This window comes from Ferruginibacter albus, assembly GCF_020042285.1.
GTDB lineage: Bacteria > Bacteroidota > Bacteroidia > Chitinophagales > Chitinophagaceae > Ferruginibacter > Ferruginibacter albus.
The window spans coordinates 2,608,498-2,633,042 of the sequence record NZ_CP083388.1; the positions used below are offsets into that span (position 1 = coordinate 2,608,498).

6 protein-coding genes and 1 riboswitch are annotated in these 24,545 nt (G+C 39.6%); of the genes, 2 read left to right on the forward strand and 4 right to left on the reverse strand.

Going from position 1 to position 24,545, the window contains the following annotated elements; translation table 11 throughout:
* Positions 1 to 17: 17 nt before the first annotated feature.
* Positions 18 to 227: a hypothetical protein gene (locus K9M53_RS11420; protein WP_224014958.1), complete on the reverse strand. Its 210-nt coding sequence runs from the start codon at positions 225 to 227 to the stop codon at positions 18 to 20.
* Between the two features lie 236 nt (positions 228 to 463).
* Positions 464 to 536, forward strand: a riboswitch (Fluoride riboswitch).
* A gap of 30 nt (positions 537 to 566) precedes the next feature.
* Between K9M53_RS11420 and K9M53_RS11425 the strand changes: the two genes are divergently transcribed.
* Complete coding sequence (locus tag K9M53_RS11425; protein ID WP_224014960.1) at positions 567 to 1,862, forward strand: voltage-gated chloride channel family protein; 1,296 nt, start codon at positions 567 to 569, stop codon at positions 1,860 to 1,862.
* A gap of 368 nt (positions 1,863 to 2,230) precedes the next feature.
* The gene (locus K9M53_RS11430; protein ID WP_224014962.1) at positions 2,231 to 8,728 is read left to right on the forward strand and encodes a T9SS type A sorting domain-containing protein; all 6,498 of its coding nucleotides are present in this window, start codon (positions 2,231 to 2,233) and stop codon (positions 8,726 to 8,728) included.
* 97 nt (positions 8,729 to 8,825) lie between these two features.
* On the opposite strand, the gene K9M53_RS11435 is transcribed toward K9M53_RS11430, so the two are convergent.
* The 3 genes from K9M53_RS11435 to K9M53_RS11445 all read right to left on the reverse strand — a co-directional run bounded on the left by K9M53_RS11435 (position 8,826) and on the right by K9M53_RS11445 (position 24,534).
* Positions 8,826 to 12,032, reverse strand: a complete 3,207-nt coding sequence (locus K9M53_RS11435) for a LamG-like jellyroll fold domain-containing protein (RefSeq protein WP_224014964.1) — start codon at positions 12,030 to 12,032, stop codon at positions 8,826 to 8,828.
* 82 nt (positions 12,033 to 12,114) lie between these two features.
* Positions 12,115 to 13,269, reverse strand: coding sequence for a LamG domain-containing protein (locus K9M53_RS11440; RefSeq protein WP_224014966.1), 1,155 nt, complete (start codon positions 13,267 to 13,269; stop codon positions 12,115 to 12,117).
* Positions 13,270 to 13,527: 258 nt separating this feature from the next.
* A complete protein-coding gene (locus K9M53_RS11445) occupies positions 13,528 to 24,534 on the reverse strand; it encodes a beta strand repeat-containing protein (protein ID WP_224014968.1) in 11,007 nt (3,668 codons plus the stop codon).
* Between the last annotated feature and the right edge of the window lie 11 nt (positions 24,535 to 24,545).

The window sequence follows — 24,545 nt, forward strand, 5'->3', positions numbered from 1 at the left end:
CTCAGACTGACAGACCATTATTTAACAGAATAAATAAACTCTTTCTTCACCTCTTCGCCAGTAACTGCAGTAGGCGCCTCTTTTGGTTTGGCATTGCCGCAGGCAAGATTGAAAAAATGCGAAGCAGGTTCTTTCAAAGAAGCAAAAGCAGCGCCGGTGCAGTTACGCAGCCCCGCCGCTGTGGAGGTGAAAAATTTACAATAACAGAACTCTATTCCCTTTGACAAATACAAATAATACAAAACATTTATTTTAAAAAATTATATAAGTGATGCTTTACAATAAGAAGATCTGGATGGTCGTTTATATAGTCCAACCACAAGATTGGGTTTTTAATTCGCCCTAGTAAAAATGAAAACTAAAAGTCATTGCTTACCGCTTTGACTTTTTTCTTTTTATCCCTATCTTCCTCAGCAATTATCCATTATAGAACACTTATAAATTATATATCTTTGCGACACATTTATTTTAAGGTGATGGTGGACCACCTAATTGAACCGTCTCGACTTAAAGAGACTGATGGCGCCTACGGATCTAATATTGATCATTGTAATTAATTAGTAGGCATGAAAAAAAACAAATTTTCTTCTGAATTTTTCCCTGTTGTATCTCATCTTGTAAGATGGACTTTATTGTCGACTCCCGTTGCGATCATCATTGGTTCGCTGGTTGCTTTGTTTTTATTCCTGTTAGATAAAGTAACACAGTTAAGATGGCAGCATGGATGGCTACTGTTTTTATTGCCATTAGCGGGCGTTCTCATTTATTTCATATACAAATACCTGGGCAAAAATGCAGAAGCAGGAAATAATCTGGTCATAGATGAAATTCATGAACCCGGTGGCGGTGTTCCTGCCCGCATGACTCCTCTTATCTTATTCACTACCTTAATTACACATTTATTTGGCGGCTCTGCGGGTCGGGAAGGCACTGCTGTACAAATGGGAGGAAGTATTGCCGGTTTCTTTGGCAGACTGATCAAACTTAAAAATGGAGACCTGAGAATATTATTAATGACAGGCATGTCTGCAGGTTTTGGAGCAGTATTCGGCACACCGGTAACAGGAGCGATCTTTGCACTGGAAGTTTTAACCATCGGCAGAATAAGATACATTGCTTTACTGCCTTGTTTAATTGCTGCCATCGTTGCAGACATCACTTGCAAAGCATGGAATATTCAGCATACTGTTTACCATATTTTATTTAAAGACAGCTCGCTTCATTTTTCTTTTATTCCTTTTGATGTTTGGTTATTGGTAAAAGTAATTGGAGCTGCAGTTTGCTTTGGTTTAGCTGGCTATCTTTTTTCATTGCTCACACACAGCATAAAACGAACCAGCAATCAATATATCAAAACAAAATGGCTGATACCTTTTATCGGAGGCTCTATCATCATTGCGCTTACTTTTTTAATTGGCACAAAAGATTATTTAGGTTTAGGTGTTACCAATCCAACAAATGGTGCAAGTATCGTTGCTGCTTTCCATACAAGTCTTCCCTGCTATAGTTGGTTTTTAAAATTGCTGTTTACTGCCATTACGATCGGTATGGGATTTAAAGGAGGAGAAGTAACGCCCCTGTTTTTTATTGGCGCTGCCTTAGGAAACGCCATAGCAATAGTAACGGGCGCACCGATTGATCTATTTGCCGGATTAGGCTTTATTGCTGTATTTGCCGGCGCTACCAATACGCCCCTTGCCTGTACTATTATGGGCGTAGAATTATTCGGCGGAGAATATATTTTGTATTATGCCATCGCTTGTTTTACCGCTTATTATTGCAGCGGGCACTCGGGCATCTATTATTCACAACGTGTTGAAAACTCAAAAATAAATTTTGAAAATTTGCAAAACGCAGAGTAGTCAAGTGATTTCCAGCAACTTAAAATTTGCTTCGCAATTCCTTAACACGCTTACCGTTTCACTTCTCCACATTTCTTTAGAGTTGGCCTGATTCTTGCCAAACACAACATCGCTAATTTATACCATTTTCCTCCCTATAAAAAAACACCTTTGTCGATTTTGTTTTTTTCAATGTTACGACATCGATCCTTGCTACATACAATTTTAATTGTGTAAAAGCAGGCAAATAGTTTAGAACATATTTGTTTTAAAGCAAGACAATATTTTCTATGGCTATAAAAAATTCCAGTATAAGCAGTTCAAAATTTTTTTGTTAAAAAGATGACGTGTCGCAAAGACTGCGTTTGACAAGTTTTAAAATGCCAGTGATGAAAAACCTCTTGACCCTTTTTTTAATGCTAGCCGTTGTGCCTTTATCTTACGCACAAAAAACGGCAAACGATTTTAGTTCGGTTGTTACCTATACGGGCTCATATGCTTACGGTAATAATTTAGGATTCTACGGAAATCAACTCTCCGATCAAAACCTTGGACAGCTTGCCTACAACTCTGGCTCACGCTCCTTACGTCCATCTATTCCTGATTATTTTGTTACACCCAGTCCTACATTCAGAATTCCTGCATTTCAATATTACCAATCGTTGGGCATGAAAGACCTTACGGCTTTTTTAGGTGGTGCTGATCCATCTAACAGGGATACTGCTACTTACCCGGGAAGCGATACAAGAAGCTGGCTATGGAGAGGTTTATACAAGCCGATCTGGAATGCAGACGGTTCGATTGATACTGCTAACACTTTTGCGAATTATGTTTATAAGGCAGTAAACACTTATGGTCCTTACGTTAAATTCTGGGAGATCATTAATGAACCTGATTTTTCAGGAACAGCGAATGCATGGCAGGACTCTTCTTATTCAACCAGCTGGTGGCATGTGAACCCAACAGCCAATGAATTGAATAATTTAAAAGCTCCCATGTTCTATTATATACGCTTGCTAAGAATCTCATGGGAAGTAATAAAAAAGCTGCAGCCCAATGAATATGTTTGTACCGGTGGTGTTGGTTATCCTTCTTTTGTGGATGCTATTTTAAGAAATACAGACAACCCTGTTGATGGAAGTGTGACATCCGATTATCCTTTAAAAGGGGGTGCTTACTTTGATGTATTATCGTATCATGCTTATCCTTTTTATAATTTAAATTATTGGAGCAATGCCTGCGGCTGTACATTGTACAGAAGGTATTCCGATACATTGGCAGATGTTTTAATAGGGTATAAAAAACAAATTGATTACACATTAGGCAAATACGGCTATAACAATTCAACCTATCCTTCAAAAAGATTTATTGTTACTGAAACAGACGTGGCAAGACAGGTGGTAGGTTCTGATTGGGGAAGCAACGATGCGGCTATAAATTATGTGCTGAAGTCTAATATAATGGCACAGATGAACGGCATTGACCAGCTATATAAATATAGTTTAGGTGAAGGTGCAGATGCCAGCAGTGTATTTAATAAATGTGGTTTGTATGGCGATCTTACCCCGGCAACTACAACAGTAGACAATGCACCGAAAAATCCTGAATTCTATGCATTTAAAACCATGTCGAATCTTTTGTACGGTAAAAAATATGATGCAGCCAAAACAGCTCAGTTAAATTTACCGGCAAATGTAAGAGGTGCAGCTTTTAAAGGTGACGATGGAAATTATGTGTATTGTCTTTGGGCTAAAACATTTACAGATCTAAGTGAAGTGGCTGCTGCTGTTTATACTTTCCCCTTTTCATTTTCAGGAACACGCAAAGAATGGGATTTTAGTTCAACAGGCGCAGCTACTGCTGCTACACAAACAGTTGCATTAACCGGTTTTCCTTCTTTTTTTATAGCCAATGCAAGTACTAATAAAGCTCCTACAGTAAATGCAGGAACTGATCAAACTATTCAATTACCTACTTCTACTGTAACATTAAGCGGATCTGCTACAGATGCAGATGGCACCATTGCTTCTTATGCATGGAGTAAAATAAGCGGCGGGGCTGCGACTATTACAAGCCCTACTGCTACCTCTACGACTGTTACCGGATTAGTACAAGGAACGTATCAATTTGTTTTAACTGCTACAGATAATCAAAGTGCGATTACAACAGACACAGTTCAAGTAATTGTAAAAGCAGCGAATGTTGCGCCTGTTGCTAAAGCCGGGACTGATCAAACTATTCAATTACCTACTTCTACTGTAACCTTAACAGGAAGCGGTACGGATGCAGATGGTACCATCGCTTCTTATGCATGGACCAAATTAAGCGGCGGTACAGCTACTATTACAAGCGCATCGGCTGCTACAACAACTATCACAAGCTTGGTTCAAGGAACCTACCAATTTGTTTTGACTGTTACAGACAATCAAGGTGCAACAGGAAAAGACACCATACAAATAATTGTAAATGCTGCTGCAGTGAATAAAGCTCCGGTTGCAAATACGGGTAGCGATCAAACCATTCAATTACCTACTTCTACTGTAACATTAACAGGAAGCGGTACGGATGCAGATGGAACTATTGCTTCTTATGCATGGACCAAATTAAGCGGCGGTACGGCTGCTATTACAAGCGCATCTGCTACTACAACAACTGTTACAAGCTTGGTTCAAGGAACCTACCAATTTGTTTTAACTGTTACAGACAATCAAGGTGCAACAGGAAAAGACACTATACAGGTAATTGTAAAATCAGCAAATGTTGCGCCTGTTGCTAAAGCCGGTACTGATCAAACTATTCAATTACCTACTTCTACTGTAACCTTAACAGGAAGCGGTACAGATGCAGATGGCACCATTGCTTCTTATGCATGGAGTAAATTAAGCGGCGGTACAGCTACTATTACAAGTGCATCGGCTGCAACTACTACCATCACAAGTTTGGTTCAAGGAACCTACCAATTTGTTTTAACTGTTACAGACAATCAAGGTGCAACAGGAAAAGATACTATACAGGTAATTGTAAAATCAGCAAACATCACTCCTGTTGCTAAAGCAGGTACTGATCAAACTATTCAATTACCTACTTCTACTCTAACCTTAACAGGAAGTGGTACAGATGCAGATGGAACTATTGCTTCTTATGCATGGAGTAAATTAAGCGGCGGTACAGCTACTATTACAAGTGCATCGGCTGCAACCACAACTATCACAAGCTTGGTTCAGGGAACCTACCAATTTGTTTTAACTGTTACAGACAATCAAGGTGCAACAGGAAAAGATACTATACAAATAATTGTAAAAGCAGCAAACATCTCTCCTGTTGCTAAAGCCGGTACTGATCAAACTATTCAATTACCTACTTCTACTGTAACCTTAACAGGAAGTGGTACAGATGCAGATGGAACTATTGCTTCTTATGCATGGAGTAAATTAAGCGGCAGTACGGCTACTATTACAAGCTCATCGGCTGCTACAACAACTGTTACAGGTTTGGTACAAGGGACCTATCTATTTGTTTTAACTGTTACAGATAATAATAGCGCTACAGGAAAAGATACTATACAAATAATTGTAAATGCTGCTGCAGTGAATAAAGCTCCGGTTGCAAATGCAGGCACTGATCAAACCATTCAATTACCAACAGCTACTGTAGCCTTAACAGGAAGCGGAACAGATACAGATGGAACTATTGCTTCTTATGCATGGACCAAATTAAGCGGCGGTACAGCTACTATTACAAGCGCATCTTCTGCAACCACAACTATCACAAGCTTGGTTCAAGGGACCTATCAATTTGTTTTAACCGTTACAGATAATAATGGCGCAACAGGAAAAGATACTATACAAATAATTGTAAAAGCAGCAAACATCTCTCCTATTGCTAAAGCAGGTACTGATCAAACTATTCAATTACCTACTTCTACTGTAACCTTAACAGGAAGTGGTACAGATGCAGATGGCACCATCGCTTCTTATGCATGGAGTAAATTAAGCGGCGGTACGGCTACTATTACAAGCTCATCGGCTGCAACTACTACTATCACAAGCTTGGTTCAGGGAACCTACCAATTTGTTTTAACTGTTACAGACAATCAAGGTGCAACGGGAAAAGATACTATACAAATAATTGTAAATGCTGCTGCAGTGAATAAAGCTCCGGTTGCAAATGCAGGCACTGATCAAACCATTCAACTGCCTGTTTCTACTGTAACATTAACAGGAAGCGGTATGGATGCAGATGGCTCCATTGCTTCTTATGCATGGACCAAATTAAGCGGCGGTACAGCTACTATTACAAGCGCATCTTCTGCAACCACAACTATCACAAGCTTGGTTCAAGGAACCTATCTATTTGTTTTAACTGTTACAGACAATCAAGGTGCAACAGGAAAAGATACTATACAGGTAATTGTAAAAGCAGCAAACATCACTCCTGTTGCTAAAGCAGGTACTGATCAAACTATTCAACTGCCTGTTTCAACTGTAACATTAAGCGGATCTGCTACAGATGCAGATGGCACCATCGCTTCTTATGCATGGACCAAATTAAGCGGCGGTACAGCTGCTATTACAAGCGTATCTGCTGCAACTACTACTATCACAAGTTTGGTTCAAGGAACCTATCTATTTGTTTTAACTGTTACAGATAATAATGGCGCTACCGGAAAAGACACTGTACAAGTAATTGTATTAGCAGCAAACATTGCTCCCATTGCTAATGCAGGCTCTGATAAAATAATTACTTTGCCCATCACATCAGTTACAATAACCGGAACAGCAACAGACGCGGATGGAACGATCGCTTCTTATGCATGGGCTAAGATATCTGGTCCATCCTCTCCTACAATTGTATCTCCTGCAGCAGCAACTACCTCTATTACAAATCTTACTGCAGGCGTTTACAAATTCACACTAACAGTAAAAGACAATCAAAATGCAATTGATGTAGATACCGTTCAAATAACAGCTAACACTGCGCCTATCGTAAATGCAGGTGCAGACCAATTAATAAGCTTACCTCTATCCACAGTTACCTTATCAGGAAGTGCGAGTGATGTTGATGGAAGCATTACTGCTTATAAATGGACAAAAGCAAGCGGACCTACAGGTACTATCTCAAATTCTTCCGCAGCAAGCACATCGGTTACAAACCTTTCATCCGGTATTTATAAGTTTGCGCTAACGGCAACGGACAATAGCGGAGCTTCTTCAACCGATACAGTACAAATAACCGTAAATGCACCACCATTGATTAATGCAGGTAATGATACCGGTATTGTATTACCGGCAAATTCTTTATCACTGCAAGGAATAGCTACTGATGCAGATGGAACTATCGCTTCTTATCAATGGAGTGAAGTAAGTGGCGCTTCTACAGTAACAATTGCTAATGCTACCTCTGCAACTGCTTCCGTTACTAATTTAATTGCTGGTACTTATTTATTCTCGTTGACAGTTACAGATAACAAAGGAGCTGTAAGCAAAGATTCTATCCAGGTAACGGTAAGCGCTCCTGCAGCAACCAAGCCCAATGTGGCTCCGGTTGCCCGTGTAAGTGAGGATATCAACATTACTTTACCAACAAACAGCACAGCAATAGCAGGTACCGGAACAGATGTTGACGGAACGATCGCTTCTTATGCATGGGCTAAGATATCAGGCCCATCTTCAGGTGCAATTACCAATAGCACTCTTGCAAATACCACTATTACAGGTTTAACAGTGGGCGTTTATAAGCTTTCATTTACTGTAACAGATAATAAAGGTGCAACCGGAAAGGATACGCTTACTATTACAGTAATTTCCAACATTCCTAATAAAGCGCCTGTAGCAAATGCCGGAGGACATAACACGTTAACCTGGGTATTGACTACTGATAAAACAGCTACTTCTTCAGGCTTGATCAAAGCCAATACTATGGTGCCCGGTTTAAATTTCGCAAACCCCGGCACACATTCATCATCTGATGGATATAAATGTTCAATTGCTTCAGACTTAAAATGGCCGCAGATAGCTACTGCCGGATATAATATTGATCTGCCACTGCAAACCAATACAGGAGTTGACTTTACCATTAATACCATTTCCTTTACTGCAAGAACATCAGGCGCCAGTGGTAATAACATCGTTGGTCTTGCATATCAAAAAGACAGTTTAGGCTCCTGGGTTCCTTTTGGAACTCCGCAAACTGCTGCAAGTGGAACTGTTACCAATATTACTTTTAACAATTTAGCTCAGTTATTACCTGCAGGACATAAATATTCAATAAGAATGTATGTGTATGCTGCAGTTGCAAACATGACCTACAGCAGAACGGTATCCATAAAAAATATTATTGTGTCAGGTTCTTCTGCTTTGCAGGTTGTTCTACCGTTAAACTCTGTTACACTTACCGGTAGCGGCAATGATAGCGATGGAACTATTTCAAGTTATCAATGGACTAAAATATCAGGACCTGCAAATGGAACGATCAACAATTCAACCTCAGCTGTTGCCACTGCTGTTAATTTAGTGGTAGGTGTTTATAAATTCATGCTAATGGTTACGGATAACAGCGGTGCTGTCGGCAGAGATACGATACAGCTCACGGTTAGTCCTGCGGCTGCACGTGCTTTGGTTACCAATGAATTTGATGCAGTGATCTACCCGAATCCTGTAAGAGATAATTTATCAACGATTGTAACAGTTCCGCCAACCACAGAAGCAGTAATGCTTACATTGGTTGATGCTAATGGAAAAATAATATTTAAAGAAAAGAAAGCAACTGCAGGAGAAACGCTTAACATACAAACAAACATGTCTGCTTTCGCTAATGGAGTTTATTTCTTAATAATACAGGCAGAGGATAAAAGTATAACTAAGAAGCTTATAAAAGTGTCGAACTAATTTCCGGGTTTATTAAATTCCTAACGCAATTATTTCATAAGTAAATAAAAGATCCTGCAAATTGCAGGATCTTTTATTTTATCTATACATATATTTTCTATCTTACCAATACAACCTGTCCTTTTTCATTTATGATCTCTCCATTTTTATTTATTCCCTGCGCCATCCATACATAACTTCCCAATGGCTGCGATTGTCCTTGATAAGTTCCATCCCATCCTTTCGCAGCATCAGAGGTTTCAAAGATCAATTGCCCCCATTTATTATAGATACGCAGAAAATTCAATTGCTGCATATCTATTAAAGTAGGCCGCAACAGATCATTTAACCCATCGCCGTTTGGCGAAAAAGCGGTGGGCATTATTATACCTTTTACTGTAAACGGTTTTACTAAAAGAGAATCGTGTGTGACGCATCCTCCGGCACTTGTAATAGTTATGACAAAATCTGTAGTCAGATCTGAATTAAAAACCGGAGCAATAACAGCCGGATCATTTAAACCTGTTACGGGCGACCATGAATAAGTATTCCCGAAAGTTCGGGACTCTAAATTAACCGGCGTGTTAATGTAAGTATTTACAGTTGGATAGCGTATGTCCTTTACCGGTAGTGTTATGTTTACATCGATGATATTACTGGATGAGCTTGGACAATTATTCCCATCAGTTGTTGTAACAGAATAAGAGCCCGACGCAGAAGCTGTAAAAGTTTGTGCTGTTGCACCTGCAATCGGAACAGATGCATCATACCATTGATTGCCTATTGATGAAGTGGATGTGATCAACACCGAACCCGTACCACAAAAAGAAACCGGATCTGTTGTTGAAATAACAGGCGTTGCCGCTGTTTGCTTAAGAGTAACAATTACTTGTTGAGACGGAGTACTTGAGCAATTATTATTAGTTGCAATTACGGTATATGTTCCTGTTGCGGTTGCAGTAAATGCTTGAGCAGTTGCGCCATTAATAAGTATACCATCTTTATACCATTGATCCCCATTTGCAACGTCAGAGGTCAATACAATGTTTTGACAAATTGCTACTGAACCTCCGGGAGTAACAACAGGTTGTGGCGGAACAGGATTAATTGTTGCAATAATAGCATTGCTCGGCTGGCTCAGGCAAGTGCCGGCTCCCGCAATAACCGTATATGTTCCGGATGCAGCAACCGTAAGCGTTGCTTGAGTTGCATTATTCATTATAGCCCCATCTTTATACCATTGATTGCCGGTAACTGCATCAGAAGATAAAACAAGAGCCGTTCCTTCACAAATAGAGGTAGGTCCGCTTGCACTTATGGTTGGGGTAACAGGCGTTGTAGTAACGGTTATATTTTGTAGCGCACTGTCTTTACAACCTTTATCGCTAACTACAATTAATTTAACCGTGTAAGTAGTAGCTGTATTATAAGTATGGTTAACAGGACTTGTATTAAATATATTTTGTCCATCACCAGCATCCCATATTCTTGTCAATGTTCCACTTATTATTTTTGAAGTATCTGTAAATACAAAACTATTATTGCTTAAACACTGTACAGCATTATTAACAGTAAACCCTGCTATTGGCTGTGGAAGAATTGTAACAGCAATGATTTTACTTGTGGCACTGCAACCACCGCTTGTGCTTTGAACATTGTAATTACCGGTTTGAGTTGCAGTATAATCTTTACTTATTGCTCCTGCAATTACGCTGTTATTAAAAAACCATTGATAAGAATCAGCAACGCCCGCATGCATTACAACATTTCCCCCATCCTTACAAATAGCAGGCGTACCGTCAACAGTTACAGTAGTATCTACTGATATTATTGACACTTTTACACTATCAGTACAGGTATTTCCATCCTTCGTAACAGAAAGCTTGTAATAAGTTACGGGTATAGTGGGCGAAACATTTATAGAAGATGTTGTTGCGCCTGTTGACCATTTATAGCTGACTATCACCGGTGCGGTTTCTGCATAAATTTCGAATTTAAGTCCGCCGCAGTTATCGGTATAAGGGTTATCAATAAACCCTATAGTATGCGTTCCCTGCGTCAGCGTATATACGTAACTGTGAGAAGGGTTATACGTGTCTGCATCCGGGCGTTTGGTAGTACCTCCATCAAATGTCCATTTAGCATAAGGATTATTATTCTGCGGCGGCCGGTTAATATAGAAAGCAGCATCTGCACTATTAAAATCATCGCAATGGTCTGCCATTATTCCTGATACCACCATTGTATATGTAAACCCGGGTGTTGTTACATTGATCTGGCGTGAAAATGCCTGCGTCACATCTAATGTAAATGAATCCACTAATGTTTTTGTTCCCGGATCGCCTGTGATAGTAGATGAAAGCGTGAGTGATTTTCCCGGGCATAAACTGGTATCACTCTGCATTATTATTGATTGAAGATATGTGCTGTCTGATGCTTCACACCCGCTACTATTCGTTACCGTTACTTTATATTTTCCTTTTTGCGTGGGCGTTATAGTTCTACCCGTAGCGCCTGTTGACCATTTGTAACTACTATAACCTGGGCCTGCGTCCAATACAGTATTACTGCATTTTAATGTAGTATCGGAAAAAGGATTAATAGAAAATGACGAAACGGTAGAAGTATATAGAGCCTGCACTTCGCAAGGAGTTAATGCCCTGCTCCAGACCCCAATATCATCGAGGCTCCCGTTAAACGCATCATATTGAGGATGATTCATTCTTCCAAAACCTGCATTGCCTAATAATTGCAACGCCACCGGTGATGTAGTGGTATTCATAAGAGTACCATTCAAATAAAATTTTGCCGATGTTCCATCATTCGTATAAACAATATGATACCATGTATTAACTGATAGATTATTATAATTGTAACTGATCGGCGTAGTTGCATCCAAATAATGTCTCAACGTCATTGTACCCGAACCATTTGCCCATGTAATTAATATCTGGCCTGCACAAGTAGAGCAGCTTCCAAACTCCATCACTCTTGGTCCCAAACATCCGTCACCCACTTTCATCACCCAAAAAGAAAGAGACATGGCGTTGTTGGTATTTACCGGAGTTGTATTGATGGTAGCACCTATGTAAGTTCCGCAGGATGCTGAAGAAAAATAGTAAGCTTTATTAAGTGCACTATTTCTATCTGTGGTTAATGTTGCTCCATTAACAACCCCATTATTATTATTACCGCTTACATCGTTTGCATTTCCATCAAAAGGATAATAAGCAATGAGACCGGCTGCAGGTACATAGGCAGGCACTTGTGCGAAGATGGTTATGCACGCTACTTGTAATACTAAGATCAGTAAGCTTTTTTTCATAGTTATCTATAAATAACAACAAATGATCATCTGCATAAGATGACCATTTGTTATTATATCAGTATTGATATTTTATCCAGGACTAACGACCTTGATTGCCCAATTGATAAAGATCGCTTATCTGTTGTTTAGTAAGGGCTTTATTGAACAAACGAATATCATCAATTTGTCCTGTAATACTTTCTGCAGCCCATGAATAACCTCCGCTAGACCATGTTGGTGCAAAATTTCCGTATCCATCGCCGGCATTGTTACCTCTATCATTAAATGCTAATGTACCTATGTAAACTTTATTGGTAGGTGTAGGCGTAGGAGAACCTCCTGTTGGGATTACTCTAAATGTTTTTTGAGTGCTTGATAAACTTTTGTCAACCGTTGTCAGTTGCGCAGAATCGATCATAACACCATTAGCAAAAATTTTCATTGTTTGATTAGAACCTGTTCCGTCATAGGTTTGCGTAATAAATGTCCATTTATTAGTGCTGCCACCGAAATTAGCCCCACGAGTTTGATTATGCACATAAGGGCTTGTTCCATCTACCTGAACTTGTCTTACCTGCAAAGGCAATGTATCACCCACAACCCCATTGTTTACAAGTTCAAATGCTACTTGTCCCCAGATATCCGGGAACCTGTTTCCTGTAACCTGGAATAAAGATCTTAAAACGCCGGCATTACCGGGTGCAAGATTCACCCACATGCTAATTGAATAGCTTTGAAGTGCTGTATCTAAATTGATATTCGGAATGGTAGGATATAATAAATAACCATTGCTGAATGTAGCACAGTTGCCGATCTTTCCTGCACTGGCATAAGTTACTCCTGTTGTAGTAGAGGCATTTACAGAAGATACAGATTCTTTAGCGTCTGCATCAAATGGCCAATTGGCGATCAAATTGGAAGAAGCAACTTGGCCTGAACTGGTGAAACCATCTATAGGAGGCAATCCACCGCCCCCGCCGGTTGAGCTTTTTCCTGTACAAATGTTAAACCAGCTTGAGCCGCGATATATTTCAATACAGGTAGAATCGGTATTAAAGATCATCATACCTGATGCAGGTGTAGCAATACCATTACGTTGAGCCGTAGTTAAACGGGGCGGCATAAACGCTTTATCAGTTGCAGTTAGATCAAGAATACTGGAAGCGTTAGGGGATGCTGTTCCAATACCTACTTGTGAAAATCCCGAAATTGTAAATGCACAAAGAAAGAGAGCTGTAAGAGTTAAATTTTTCATTTGGCAATTTTTAGTTTGATTTGTTTATATGAATGATAAGATATACAATTTAAGCTACTAATTTATTTTAAAAGTGTGCCTAAAAGGCACACTTAATTTTTGCAGGTTAAGGGGGAAGTAATCTACAGATTCTTAACCCGCTTTCTTTTATCAACTATTTAAATCGACGATTAAATTAAAAAAGCCTGCCCCTGATTTATTCAGGGCAGGCTATTGTTTTATTTTATCATCAGATTCACTGTAAACTACAATTCTTAATTAACGAATAACTTTTATACTGTTTTGATAGTTACCCGTTCCAAATACATCTAAATGATATACACCTTTTGCCACCTGGTAAATAGGAAGCGTTTCTGTTGGACTGGCGATAGAATGGCTGATCTCTTTCGATAAGATCGTTCTTCCCAAATTGTCCATTAAACGAAGTACATATTTGCCGGTAGGCATGTTATTAAACTTCAATTCAATAGTACTTCCTACAACAGGATTGGTAATGATAGTAACCGCAGGTGCCGATGCTTCAATAGTAGCTGTTACTATTTGACTGTACAACACCTCGCCATTAGTGCTAATGCTCTTTATACGATACTTGATTGTACCGGCTGCAGCATTATCATCCATAAGATTATACACCAATGTTCCGTTTACAGCATTTACGTCACCAACAGCAGTAAATGTTTTACCATCTGTTGATCTTTCTACTTCATACTTATTGATATTTAATTGATTGGCTACATTCCATTGAACAGATACGTTGCTGTTACCCATCCATTGTGCTTTTACATTGGTAAAGGTTACAGGATTAACGCCTTGTGGACGGAACAAGATGGTGAAACGAACTGAATCAAGATTAGCTCCGCTACCGTCAACCCCTGCACTGGTAAAGCTGTATATAGATGAAGAATCGGTCAATGATATCAACATTGAATCTTTTGTATAGTTGTCTTTCAACCAGGCTTCTAAATTAGTGCCTGGAATACTATCAAAGAAACGCAATTGATATTTCTGTTGTGTTTTTGTACGAAGCAACTTAAAGAACACTGTATCCATGCTACGCAATACCGGTCTTCTGTCAGAGAATAAAGAAGTACCGCCACGTATTACTGAGAAGGTCTCACCAATATTTGCCAGTTTAGGTGCATCTTCTCCTAATACAGCATCCATGCTGTAAGCATTATTAAAGTATGTTTGATTGTAATCGATACTGTTTACCGAATTATCATTATTTACATTATACAATCTTGCGATCATCCATGGATTTAATGGTACTCCTGTTGGACGGAACACCAAATTATTATTATTATCTGTTGCGCCCACTTTAGCATCTTCATCAATAGTTAATGAAGGTGAGTTAGTGCTTCCCAATACAAAGAATGCTTGTGAAGATTGGATATAACTATTTTGGTGACCTTGAGCATTTGTCTGGAAGCCTGCTCCTTGATTTTCATTTTCCAATAATACATAAGCACCCACATCACCAATAGAAGGATCCCATGTATATACATCAATATTACCTAATCCATAACCACTGAAAGACACTTTATTCAGATCGATCGGTGATGCATAAGGATTACCAACCAACGTATATTTCTGAGATGTAATTCCACCGGATGCGATCAACGGGAATACCTGTGGTCCTGTTTGCAATACGCCTTTTGCACTTAATGTAGTTACATTTACCGGAACACCTCCACCATTTGGATTTCTTACAGTTTCCGGATTTCTGTCACCGCGGATAAAGATAAAGTAACCGGTATTTTCTGCTGAACCACCATTGCTACCCTGAGAAATCGCCACATTAGTATTGGCTACATTTTCCAGTTTTTGAGTAGAATAGTTGAACACTTTCATTGAATAATTTGAGTTAACACCTGGTTCCAATCCATTGGAGCCACCAGGTCCCGTAATAAGAGTTCCTTTTCCATGAGTAGATGCATCTCCATCTTCATACACCAACCCGTTTTCCTGCCATGACTGGTAAATAGTTTGTACATCCGTGTTTTTGAATGGAGCAGTTAACAAACGCCATGCACGTTTTGCTTGTGGATCAATGTAAATATTACCATTAGGATCAACATAAGGATCATTATCAGAACTTCTCAAGAAACGTTGAAGCGTTACTCTACCATTGATTGCGCCACTTGGACCAACAGGGGTAACCTGAGCTGTATTAAAATCATTAGACACTAAAGTAAGTCCATCACCTGTATTAAAGACAGCATTCGTGTCTACACTCAATGTTCCCGGATGTGCATTGTCATACCCTGCATCTATATTCAAAAGAGAAGCAAGCGTAGCCGTAGCTCCGGTTTTTAATTGTAAGCTTAACAATATTTCAGAACCTGAAGTAAATTTAAGATTACTTGCAGTACCACCTAACACAAGTGTTGCTGTAGTATTGCCGATAATGCTACCATCTCCGGTTAAATTACCATTTATAGTAAGCGTATTATTAAAGGAAGGCGGGAAGAATGTTCCGATATCGATAGTAGCCCTGCTTCCTAATGTTACATTATTAAAGGTTCCACCAAAGCTTGGTAATACTGGATAATTATCTCCGTCATTATTAGGAATTACAATGTTTGCATTAGCCGTTGCATCTGGCGTGCCACAAGCACTCCAGTTAGAAGGATCATTCCAATCACCCGATCCGCCTAAGCCTGTCCACTCAGCAGCATTAATAGAAAGTACCATTGAGCTGGTATCATTAGGACAAATTCCACTAAGCGCAACAGCAATTAAAGAGATCGTATCTTTTCCGATTGCAAAATCTCTTCCGGCGGGTGTATATGTAGCCGATAATGTATTATTATCTGCAAATGCTCCATCACCGGTTGTTGTCCATACGAATGCACTATAATCAGAGGCTGTAGCTGTAAATGGATAGTTACCTGAACTACAAATAGAAGCATCACCGCTGCCTATATTTGCTACAGGATGTGGAGTTACTGTAATCGTAACACTTCCTGCAGCTGCTACATTATTCGCACAAGTTCCTGTATTACCTTCTGATCTTAAATAATAAGTAGTAGTTGAAGCCGGAGTTACCTGTAAGCTGGCATCGCTTGATGTAAGAGAAGTACCTATAGGAGTTGTAAATCCTGCATCAGTGTACCATTGCCAATAAGCTCCTGTACCTAAGCTTCCACCGGTTTGTGTTAATGTAGAGGTGGTTCCGCTACAAATTGATGCGCTAGTTACGTTTAAGCCGGTTGGAGCCACAGATGGATTCGCCACACTTACCGCAGTACTTTGTGCAGAACTTGTTCCACAAGTATTTCCTGCAGTTACTGTTATATTACCATTCTGTCCAAATGTTCCTGCAGTTACTGTTATAGAAGCGCTTCCTTGACCTGTTTGAATAGACCATCCGGTAGGCACTGTCCATGTATAAGTACTTGCATCTGTTACGCTTGAAATACTATATGTCTGATTTGTTGTACCTGAGCATTGTATTGCTGCACCCGTAATAGTACCCGGAGTAGCAGGAGTTGCTAATGAAGTAATTGCTCCTGAAACATCACTTGTAGTAGTTGCTGAGCAATTACCACTTACTACACAATAGTAATAAACAGTAGTTCCCGGTGTTGGTGATGGAGGTGCATAAGATGGAGATGTTGCTCCACCCACTGAACTTCCGCCAACATTTGAGGCTGTAGTATTACTATACCATTGATAAGAAAGATTTGTTCCTGCTGCTGAAACGCTTAAAGCGCCGGTAGTTGAAACACATATTGGTTGTGCAGCCGTAGAAGGCTGTACGTATATTATTGGATTGTTTAAAGAAAGACTATTAAGGTAAATATTATTACAGTTACCGCCACCGCAACTTCCGGAATTACCGTTGAAGAAACGAACGGATGCAGGTGTTTGATTTCCTGTACTGATAAATGTACCTGTTTTGTGGAATAATACAGTACTGCTTCCTTGTGCTGTAACTGAAATAGCATAAGAGTTAGAAGCTGTATAAGCGATGGTAACAGTTAATCCTGTATGCGAATCACTGATACCCGTAGTTGCATTTGCTCCGGAAGCATCATTGATAATATAACCACCGTTATAATAAAACTCCATTAAGGATGCACTGGAAGCATTCCATAAGCTAAACCCTACAGCATTAGTTCCTCCTGATGTAACATATCCATTTTGCATTGAGAAGGTAATGGAATTACCTGTTGCAAATGAAGTTAATGATCTTGATGCAGAAGCTACATCGCCATTATAAGCATAGATACCCCATGAATTACTTGCTTGATCAATAAATGGAGAAGCAAATGGGCTACCGGCCGATGCTACCGAAGCTGTAAAGAAGCCGGAAGTTGCACCGCTATTAAGAACCCATGGTCCTAATCCTGTTGTATTATCATTGGTTCCTGAAGTCCAGTCTATTCCGGAAGCTGTACTTGATTGACTAACTGTTATCAAAACTGAGTTTGAATTGGCAACACTACAAGATCCGCTGGTAACAGCTGCTCTATAATATAAACCTGCAGTAAGTGCGGCTGTTGTATAACTGGATGTTGTTGCACCACTTCCACCTGTTACATTCGTCCAGGTACTGTTATCAGAAGATTGTTGCCATTGTATAGCTCCTGTATTATTGGATAAAGTTAATGTAGCAGTACTTCCTGCACATATGGCACTTGTAGTAGTAGCTGCTGTACCGCCCACACTTGTAGCACTTATTGTTACCGATTGTGCTGTCATACCTGTTAAGTAGTTACGGGTAGCTGCATGTGTGCCGTCCCATGTAAACGGAACTAACACATAATTATACGTATTGCCAGCCGTAACAGTAGCATCGCCGCCCGGTCCGTTAGTAGTAGCAGCTGATGTTATTGTCGAGTCGATAATAGTTGTTCCTGTACCTGCAACCAATGGAGCTCCATCTGCATTGCTTAAGCTTGGAACTGTAGGACTTACTGCTCTTAATAGAACATATCCTTTTGTAGTAGCTCCGGATGCAGGGAAGGTTGCTGCATTCCAATTAAGAATTGCTTTTGCACAACCGGTTGCACTTGTAAATGATGGTAAAGTTGTTGGAGAAGTAGATAACGTGTAGAAGCTACCTTCAGAAGATGTTCCTGTAAGCGATACTCCAAAGTTATTTCTTGTCGCAAAAGCTTTATAGAAATATTGTGTTTGAGGACTTAATCCTGTTCTTGTTTGAGTAAATGGTGTTCCTTGCGTTGGAGTGATTCCTCCCAATGCATTTTCTGTTGTTACACCTGTAGTTGTACGATATACTGTACCGGATGCACCTGCAGATAAGAAACCTCCGTTAACGGCTGTTACTGTAGATCCAAGGTCTGCTGAAACATCGGTAATATTAGCAACTGTTGGTGTTGATAATGTTGGTGAAGGACAAACACCTAATTGAACGTATCCATACTCTCCAGGACTTTGATATTCATCTCCTGCCGCTGTTGGAGACCATGCATATTGTACCGTTCTACCTTGAGTGGTCGGGTTTTGGTTATCATCTATATTAAGATCAAAACGAACAATAGTTCCACTGGTAGGCGTACTTTGTCCAATAGTTGCCCAAGGAATTTTAAGTTCTAAATTATAGCCGCCGGTAACTTGAGGGATTGCCCAAACCACTCCTGAAGTCCAGGTGTTAGTACCGGATACAGCACCTCCGCCACAACCAAGGTTAAACCTGGTTTGATGGCTGGTTGAGTTTCCACTTACTGCCAGGTAAACTTCAACGGCATCAAATTGCCAGTTGTTTCCATCGCTACAACCATTAGTAGTTGTTCTTGGATTGGCATCTTTTACTTTTACCAATAGATAAAAGTTAGTAGAATCATACATTGCCTGCCATGTAGTACCTGCCTGGATATTGCTGGAACTTCCATCGCTGATCCACCTGTTAACACTATAAGCAGGTGTTTTAGACCAGATGGCATCTTCTGTTCCATCAATGGTTGGACCACCATAAGGAGCATCCGCAATAATTGCAGGAGAACCGCTTGCACCTGTACCACTAGTGCTACATGGTGTTGTGCTTGCTGTAAATGTAGTAGTAACTGCGCTGCTGGTTGCTGAAGCAACTGAGCTGCCGGTTGCATTTACCGCTTTTACACGATAATAATAAGTAGTTGCCCCGGATAAAGTACTAAATGTATAAGTTAAAGTTCCTGATGCAATACTGCTTTGTGTTGCAGCAATAGAACTAAATGTATTGCTGGTAGAAGCTTCTACCGTATAAGTATATGTTTGATTACCTGCAGGACTAGGTGCAGTCCAGTTAGCCGTAAACCCTGTAGCAGTAGCTGAAGAAGGAGAACCTACAACAGGAGCATCAGGTAATGTAACAAAAGTAATATCTGTAGTACTGTTAGTAGTGCCGGAAGAATTGCTGGCATTACCACGGTAGTGATACAAAGTATTAGGTGTTAATCCCGATATTGTTGCTGCAGATGTACCATTGGTTGTTATTGTTGCAGGAGAAGTTGTTCCGTTAACATTAGTACCATAACCTGTGGTAGTACCGTAGTCAAAAGAAACCCCGTTTACATCAAACCCATTTGCACCAACGTTTGCATTTAAAGTAGCATGTGTTGAATCAATACTTGTTGCCGCTGTTGTAACTACTGTTGGAGGACCTGCTACTGGAGCCTGTACTGTTACAGAAGAAGATGCAGCACTGGCACATTTACCGGTTGCTGTTGCAACGGCTGTAATAATATCACCTGTTGAAACATTTGCATTACTTAAAGTCCATGTGCCACCGGTAGCTACTGTACTGGTTGTACCGAGTGAAGTAGTTCCATTTTTAAACACTTGTATTGTTGCGCTGTTTGCATCTGTATTTGTACCTGTAATGGTAGCAGCAACATTTGCATTAATTGGCGAATTAATAGTAGGAGTAGCAGATACGGCAGATGTTGTAAAATTAGCAGAACTTGCTGTAGGCACTACCGAAGTGCTACATCCCGAAGCATTTGATATAGCTGTAACATTAACAACATTTGACGATCCGGCAGTACTTAAATTAGATGTAGTAAATGTTCCTGTACCGGGGCTGCCCGCTGTAAAACTCATACTTGCAGTAGTAGATGAAACAGTATTTGTACCACTTACATTATATGTTACAGTATAAGTTCCTGTAGTTAAAGCACTGGAAGAAACAGTTACTGTTGAACCACTACCCACACAAGCAGTAGCTGCTGAAATAGCAGGAATTCCACTAGTATATAAAATAGTAACATCAGACTGACTTAACTCTGAACCATATACGTTCACACCATCTACTGAGCCTGACCAAAATTTATTAGTAGGTCCAGAAAGTGAAGATCCTGCAAAGCTACCTCCGCTTCCGGAAGTGTAGCCGCCTATCCAAAGGTTAGTGTTGTAACCAATTCTAAGCCATCTTCCACTTATACCATCTCCACTGGATGTAGCTGTATAAGTAGATACTAAAGATCCATCCATATATAGCCTTAGAACATTACCAGTACCAATAGTAGCTACTACATGATGCCATGCATTGTCTTTATATGTTCCCGGTGAGGCAACAACAGTAGCACTACCAGTCCATATACCAAATACAACGTGCCCATTATCATCCATCCAAATATTATGGTCGTGTGAACCCGGATCACCAGACTGTCCAGCTAATATACCCATCATAAATCCGCCTACACTGGTTTTAAACCAGCCGGAAATACTAAAAGTAGTAGGACTGCTTGAAAACGCAGCATTACTCCACATGTAATTAGTAGAAGCACTAAAACTCGATACAGCTGCATTTGAAGTCCCAAATCTATCTGTAGTCGCAGTTAACCCGGTACTATTAGGTATAATATTATTAGAACCAATGCTTCCTGTACTTGGACTGGTTGCCGAACCTCCCGTATATCCTGTAAAATCATACGCCATTAAAGGGGTAATGCTTGTTGTACTGTTAACGCTAGGACCTGAATTAGTAGTAAAACTAGCTGAGCTTGCAGATACAGTAGTAATACAAGCAGAAGAAGCTGTTAACGCGATTCCTGTTATATTAACCACATTCGCTGCGCCCGCAACACTTAATGCACTTGTTGTAAATGTACCTGACTTGGTTCCTCCTGAAACGGTCATTGTAGCTGTTGTAGAACTAACCGTGTTAGTACCGCTTACATTATAGCTGATAGTATAAGCACCATCTGCTAATGTTGAACCGCTCACCGTAACTACGGATCCTGTACCAGCACAAACTGAAGTTGCAGCTGCAGTTATGCCTGCAACTGTTGGACCCTGATTAGTAGAAAAACTTGGACTAGCCACACTTAAAGTAGTAATACAGGTGGGTGTACTATGTAAAGCTATACCTGTTATATTAACTACATTAGCTGAACCGGCACTTGTTAAATTAGATGTAGTGAAAGAAGCGCTGTGTGAACTAAAAACAAGACTGGTTACAGAAGTAGAACCTACTGAATTAGTTCCGGTAACAGTATATGTTATATCATACGTACCATCTGCCAGACTAGGGGCAGATAATGTTACTAATGACCCTCCATTACAAGAATTTGCAGCTGCACTTGCAGTAATTGTACCGGTTGTTGGACCAGCACAAGGTGTGATTTTAGCTAATTGAAAATCAAGTACTTTACCACTTCCAATATCTCCAGAAATTATTGGACCTGTGCCCGTACCTCCGATTGACGAATAAGAACCAGATCCTGTTGTGTCGGTACTTTCTCCAATTTTATTTAGATTGCCCATTGCAGCTGTTCTATTTAAAGAAACAGTACTTCCAGTTAAAACCTGATCTGCAATTAATCTCCAATGTTCTGTTTTGCTTAAAGAATCTAAGGGAGCGTTAAAAGTTGCACTGCTAAAAGTTCCTGTAGAGGCTGAAATTGTTACATTAGTAGCAGTTGTGGTATTCTTAGTTAAAACTAAAGGTAAATAATTTGTTGTTCCTGAACCTACAGGGAATGCATATTGAGCACCGTTTGTAGTATTTGAAGTCCATTTTACAGGTCCGTTAATATATCCTGAAGTATAACCTCCAGTTATAGCGCCTGTACCAGTGTTAGTAACACTTAAAAGATTTGTATTATCTGTTTCAATAATACCGGAAGAACCTGACGTAGGTAATGCAAGAACACCAGCCACGGATGTTGGTGTTTTTAATTTTACGTATGCTGTATTACTAATTGTTAAATTATTAAATGCGTGTGTGCCATTAGTTTTTGAAAAAGTTATTGATACAGTTCCAGAAGCAGTAGCATTTGCAGACAAATAAATTGTAGTGCCATTAATGGCCAGAATACGAGTATTTGCAGCAATTCCGGTAACCGCTGTAGGGTTGCCCTCTCCTACTACTAATCCACTTGCAGAAGCCACAGTTGCAAAGGGAGATCCATTAACTGTAGTAATGTTAGTAGTGACAGCAGCAATACCGATGTTTTGTTGAGAGGATCCTCCAAAAGTAACAGTACCACCACTATTTGTAAACGTATTAAAATTCGTAAAATCTCCTTTAACTATCATATTACCCGAAGGAGCTATTAAGGTAGAACTGGTTTGAATGTTAAGGCCTCCACAAGTAAAAGGAGCTGTTCCTCCTGAAATAGTAATACTGCTAGCTGTTGAACCATCTCCGCAAGTTAAGACTCCATTTAAAGGCACACTTTGTGAAATAGTATATGGACCACCTGCATTTATAAATGTTACATTGTTCGGATAGCCAATAGTACTTCCAATTGTAGTACCCGAAGTAGCAAACCATAGACTTCCCACTACGCTAGTGGTATGTGTTGTATTTGCATCACCTTTATAGTAAAGAGTTGAATTAGGTCCCCATTTTGGACCATTAGATGCCGCGCTTCCACTTGTGTAAGTAATGGCAGCAGAATTACCATTAATAATAGAAAATATTCCATTGAATCTTGCATTACCTACATTTCCAAAATTTATAGGCCCATTTCCATCAGTACTTAATGATATAAAATTATTAAGAGTTGGTCCTCCTTTTAAATTTATATCTGAACCCGAATTCGGGTTATAAAAAATCGTACCTCCGTCAGCATCAACATCCCCGACTCCAGCTCCGTCTCCACTACTGGCTAAGTCTCCTGAAGTTTTATAAACATAGGTATATTTAGGAAATGAAATATAATTAGAGGTCAATTTAAGTATCCCTTTAGTTAAATACAAAGCTCCTCGCTGATTACTACCTCCAATATTTATAGGATTAGTGTAACCATAACCTGATAAACTAACTACATCCGTAGCATTTGGGCAAAGTACTGTTAACCTGCCCAAAATTGTTGTACTAGCTGAAGTATTTAAGTTATTAATACCTGCGCCATTTTTATTAAGTATGATATTTCCTGTGCTAGTTGAATCGTTACTACCTACACAATCAAATGTAACTCCTGAATTGATTGTCAGAGTTCCTGAGACAGCAAAAATGAATTTAAGTGTATTTTTATTTGTACCTGTACCTGTAACTGTAGCATTATTAAGATTAAGAGAAGTATTAAAAATGCCTGAAGCATTATTAGTAACACTCCATGCGGTTGATGCTAAAGTAATTGTACCGGCAGTTGCATTAAATATACTTGTACCAGTAGCATTGTTGGTAAGCACTCCGTTTAAAGTTAAATCACTAGTGCAATTTACGGTAGTACCTGATCCTATAGTAATACCATTAAATACGTTTGATGTAGGTGTTCCAGAAAGTGTTTGTGTCCCAGATTTATTGAAAGTCACATTCACAAGTCTATTAGAACTTACTACAAAATTAACTGTACCATTATTTGTGAAGTCTCCTGCAACATTTAAGTTGTGAGTTACAGCATTGTTGCCTTGGCAGGTAAAAGTTCCACCAGTATTTACCTGTATGTTACCAGATACAACTAAAGTACGAGCTGTCGTGTTACCGGATTCACCCATTGTCAAAGTTCCTCCACTTTGAATCGTAAGACTATTACATGTTGCATTACCTGAAGAAGTTCTTACAGCTACTGTAAAATTACCTGGTATTGTAACATTATCACTTGCTGTAGGCACAGACGCTCCAGATGAACCACCAGCAGTCGTAGACCAAGTGCTTGTAGCATCCCAGTTACCACTCGCAACAGCAAATCTTTGTGCAAATCCAGCAGAAAAAGTAAATAAAATTACCCCCAAAAGGATAATTTTTTTACTAATACCGTTCTTCACGGCTAGCAAATCATTATTCATAATCATTGTATTTCTTGATAACAAATTAGAATGGGCGCCAACAGGGTCAGCAGCATAGCAACGTAAATTTCTATTCATATAAATAGTTA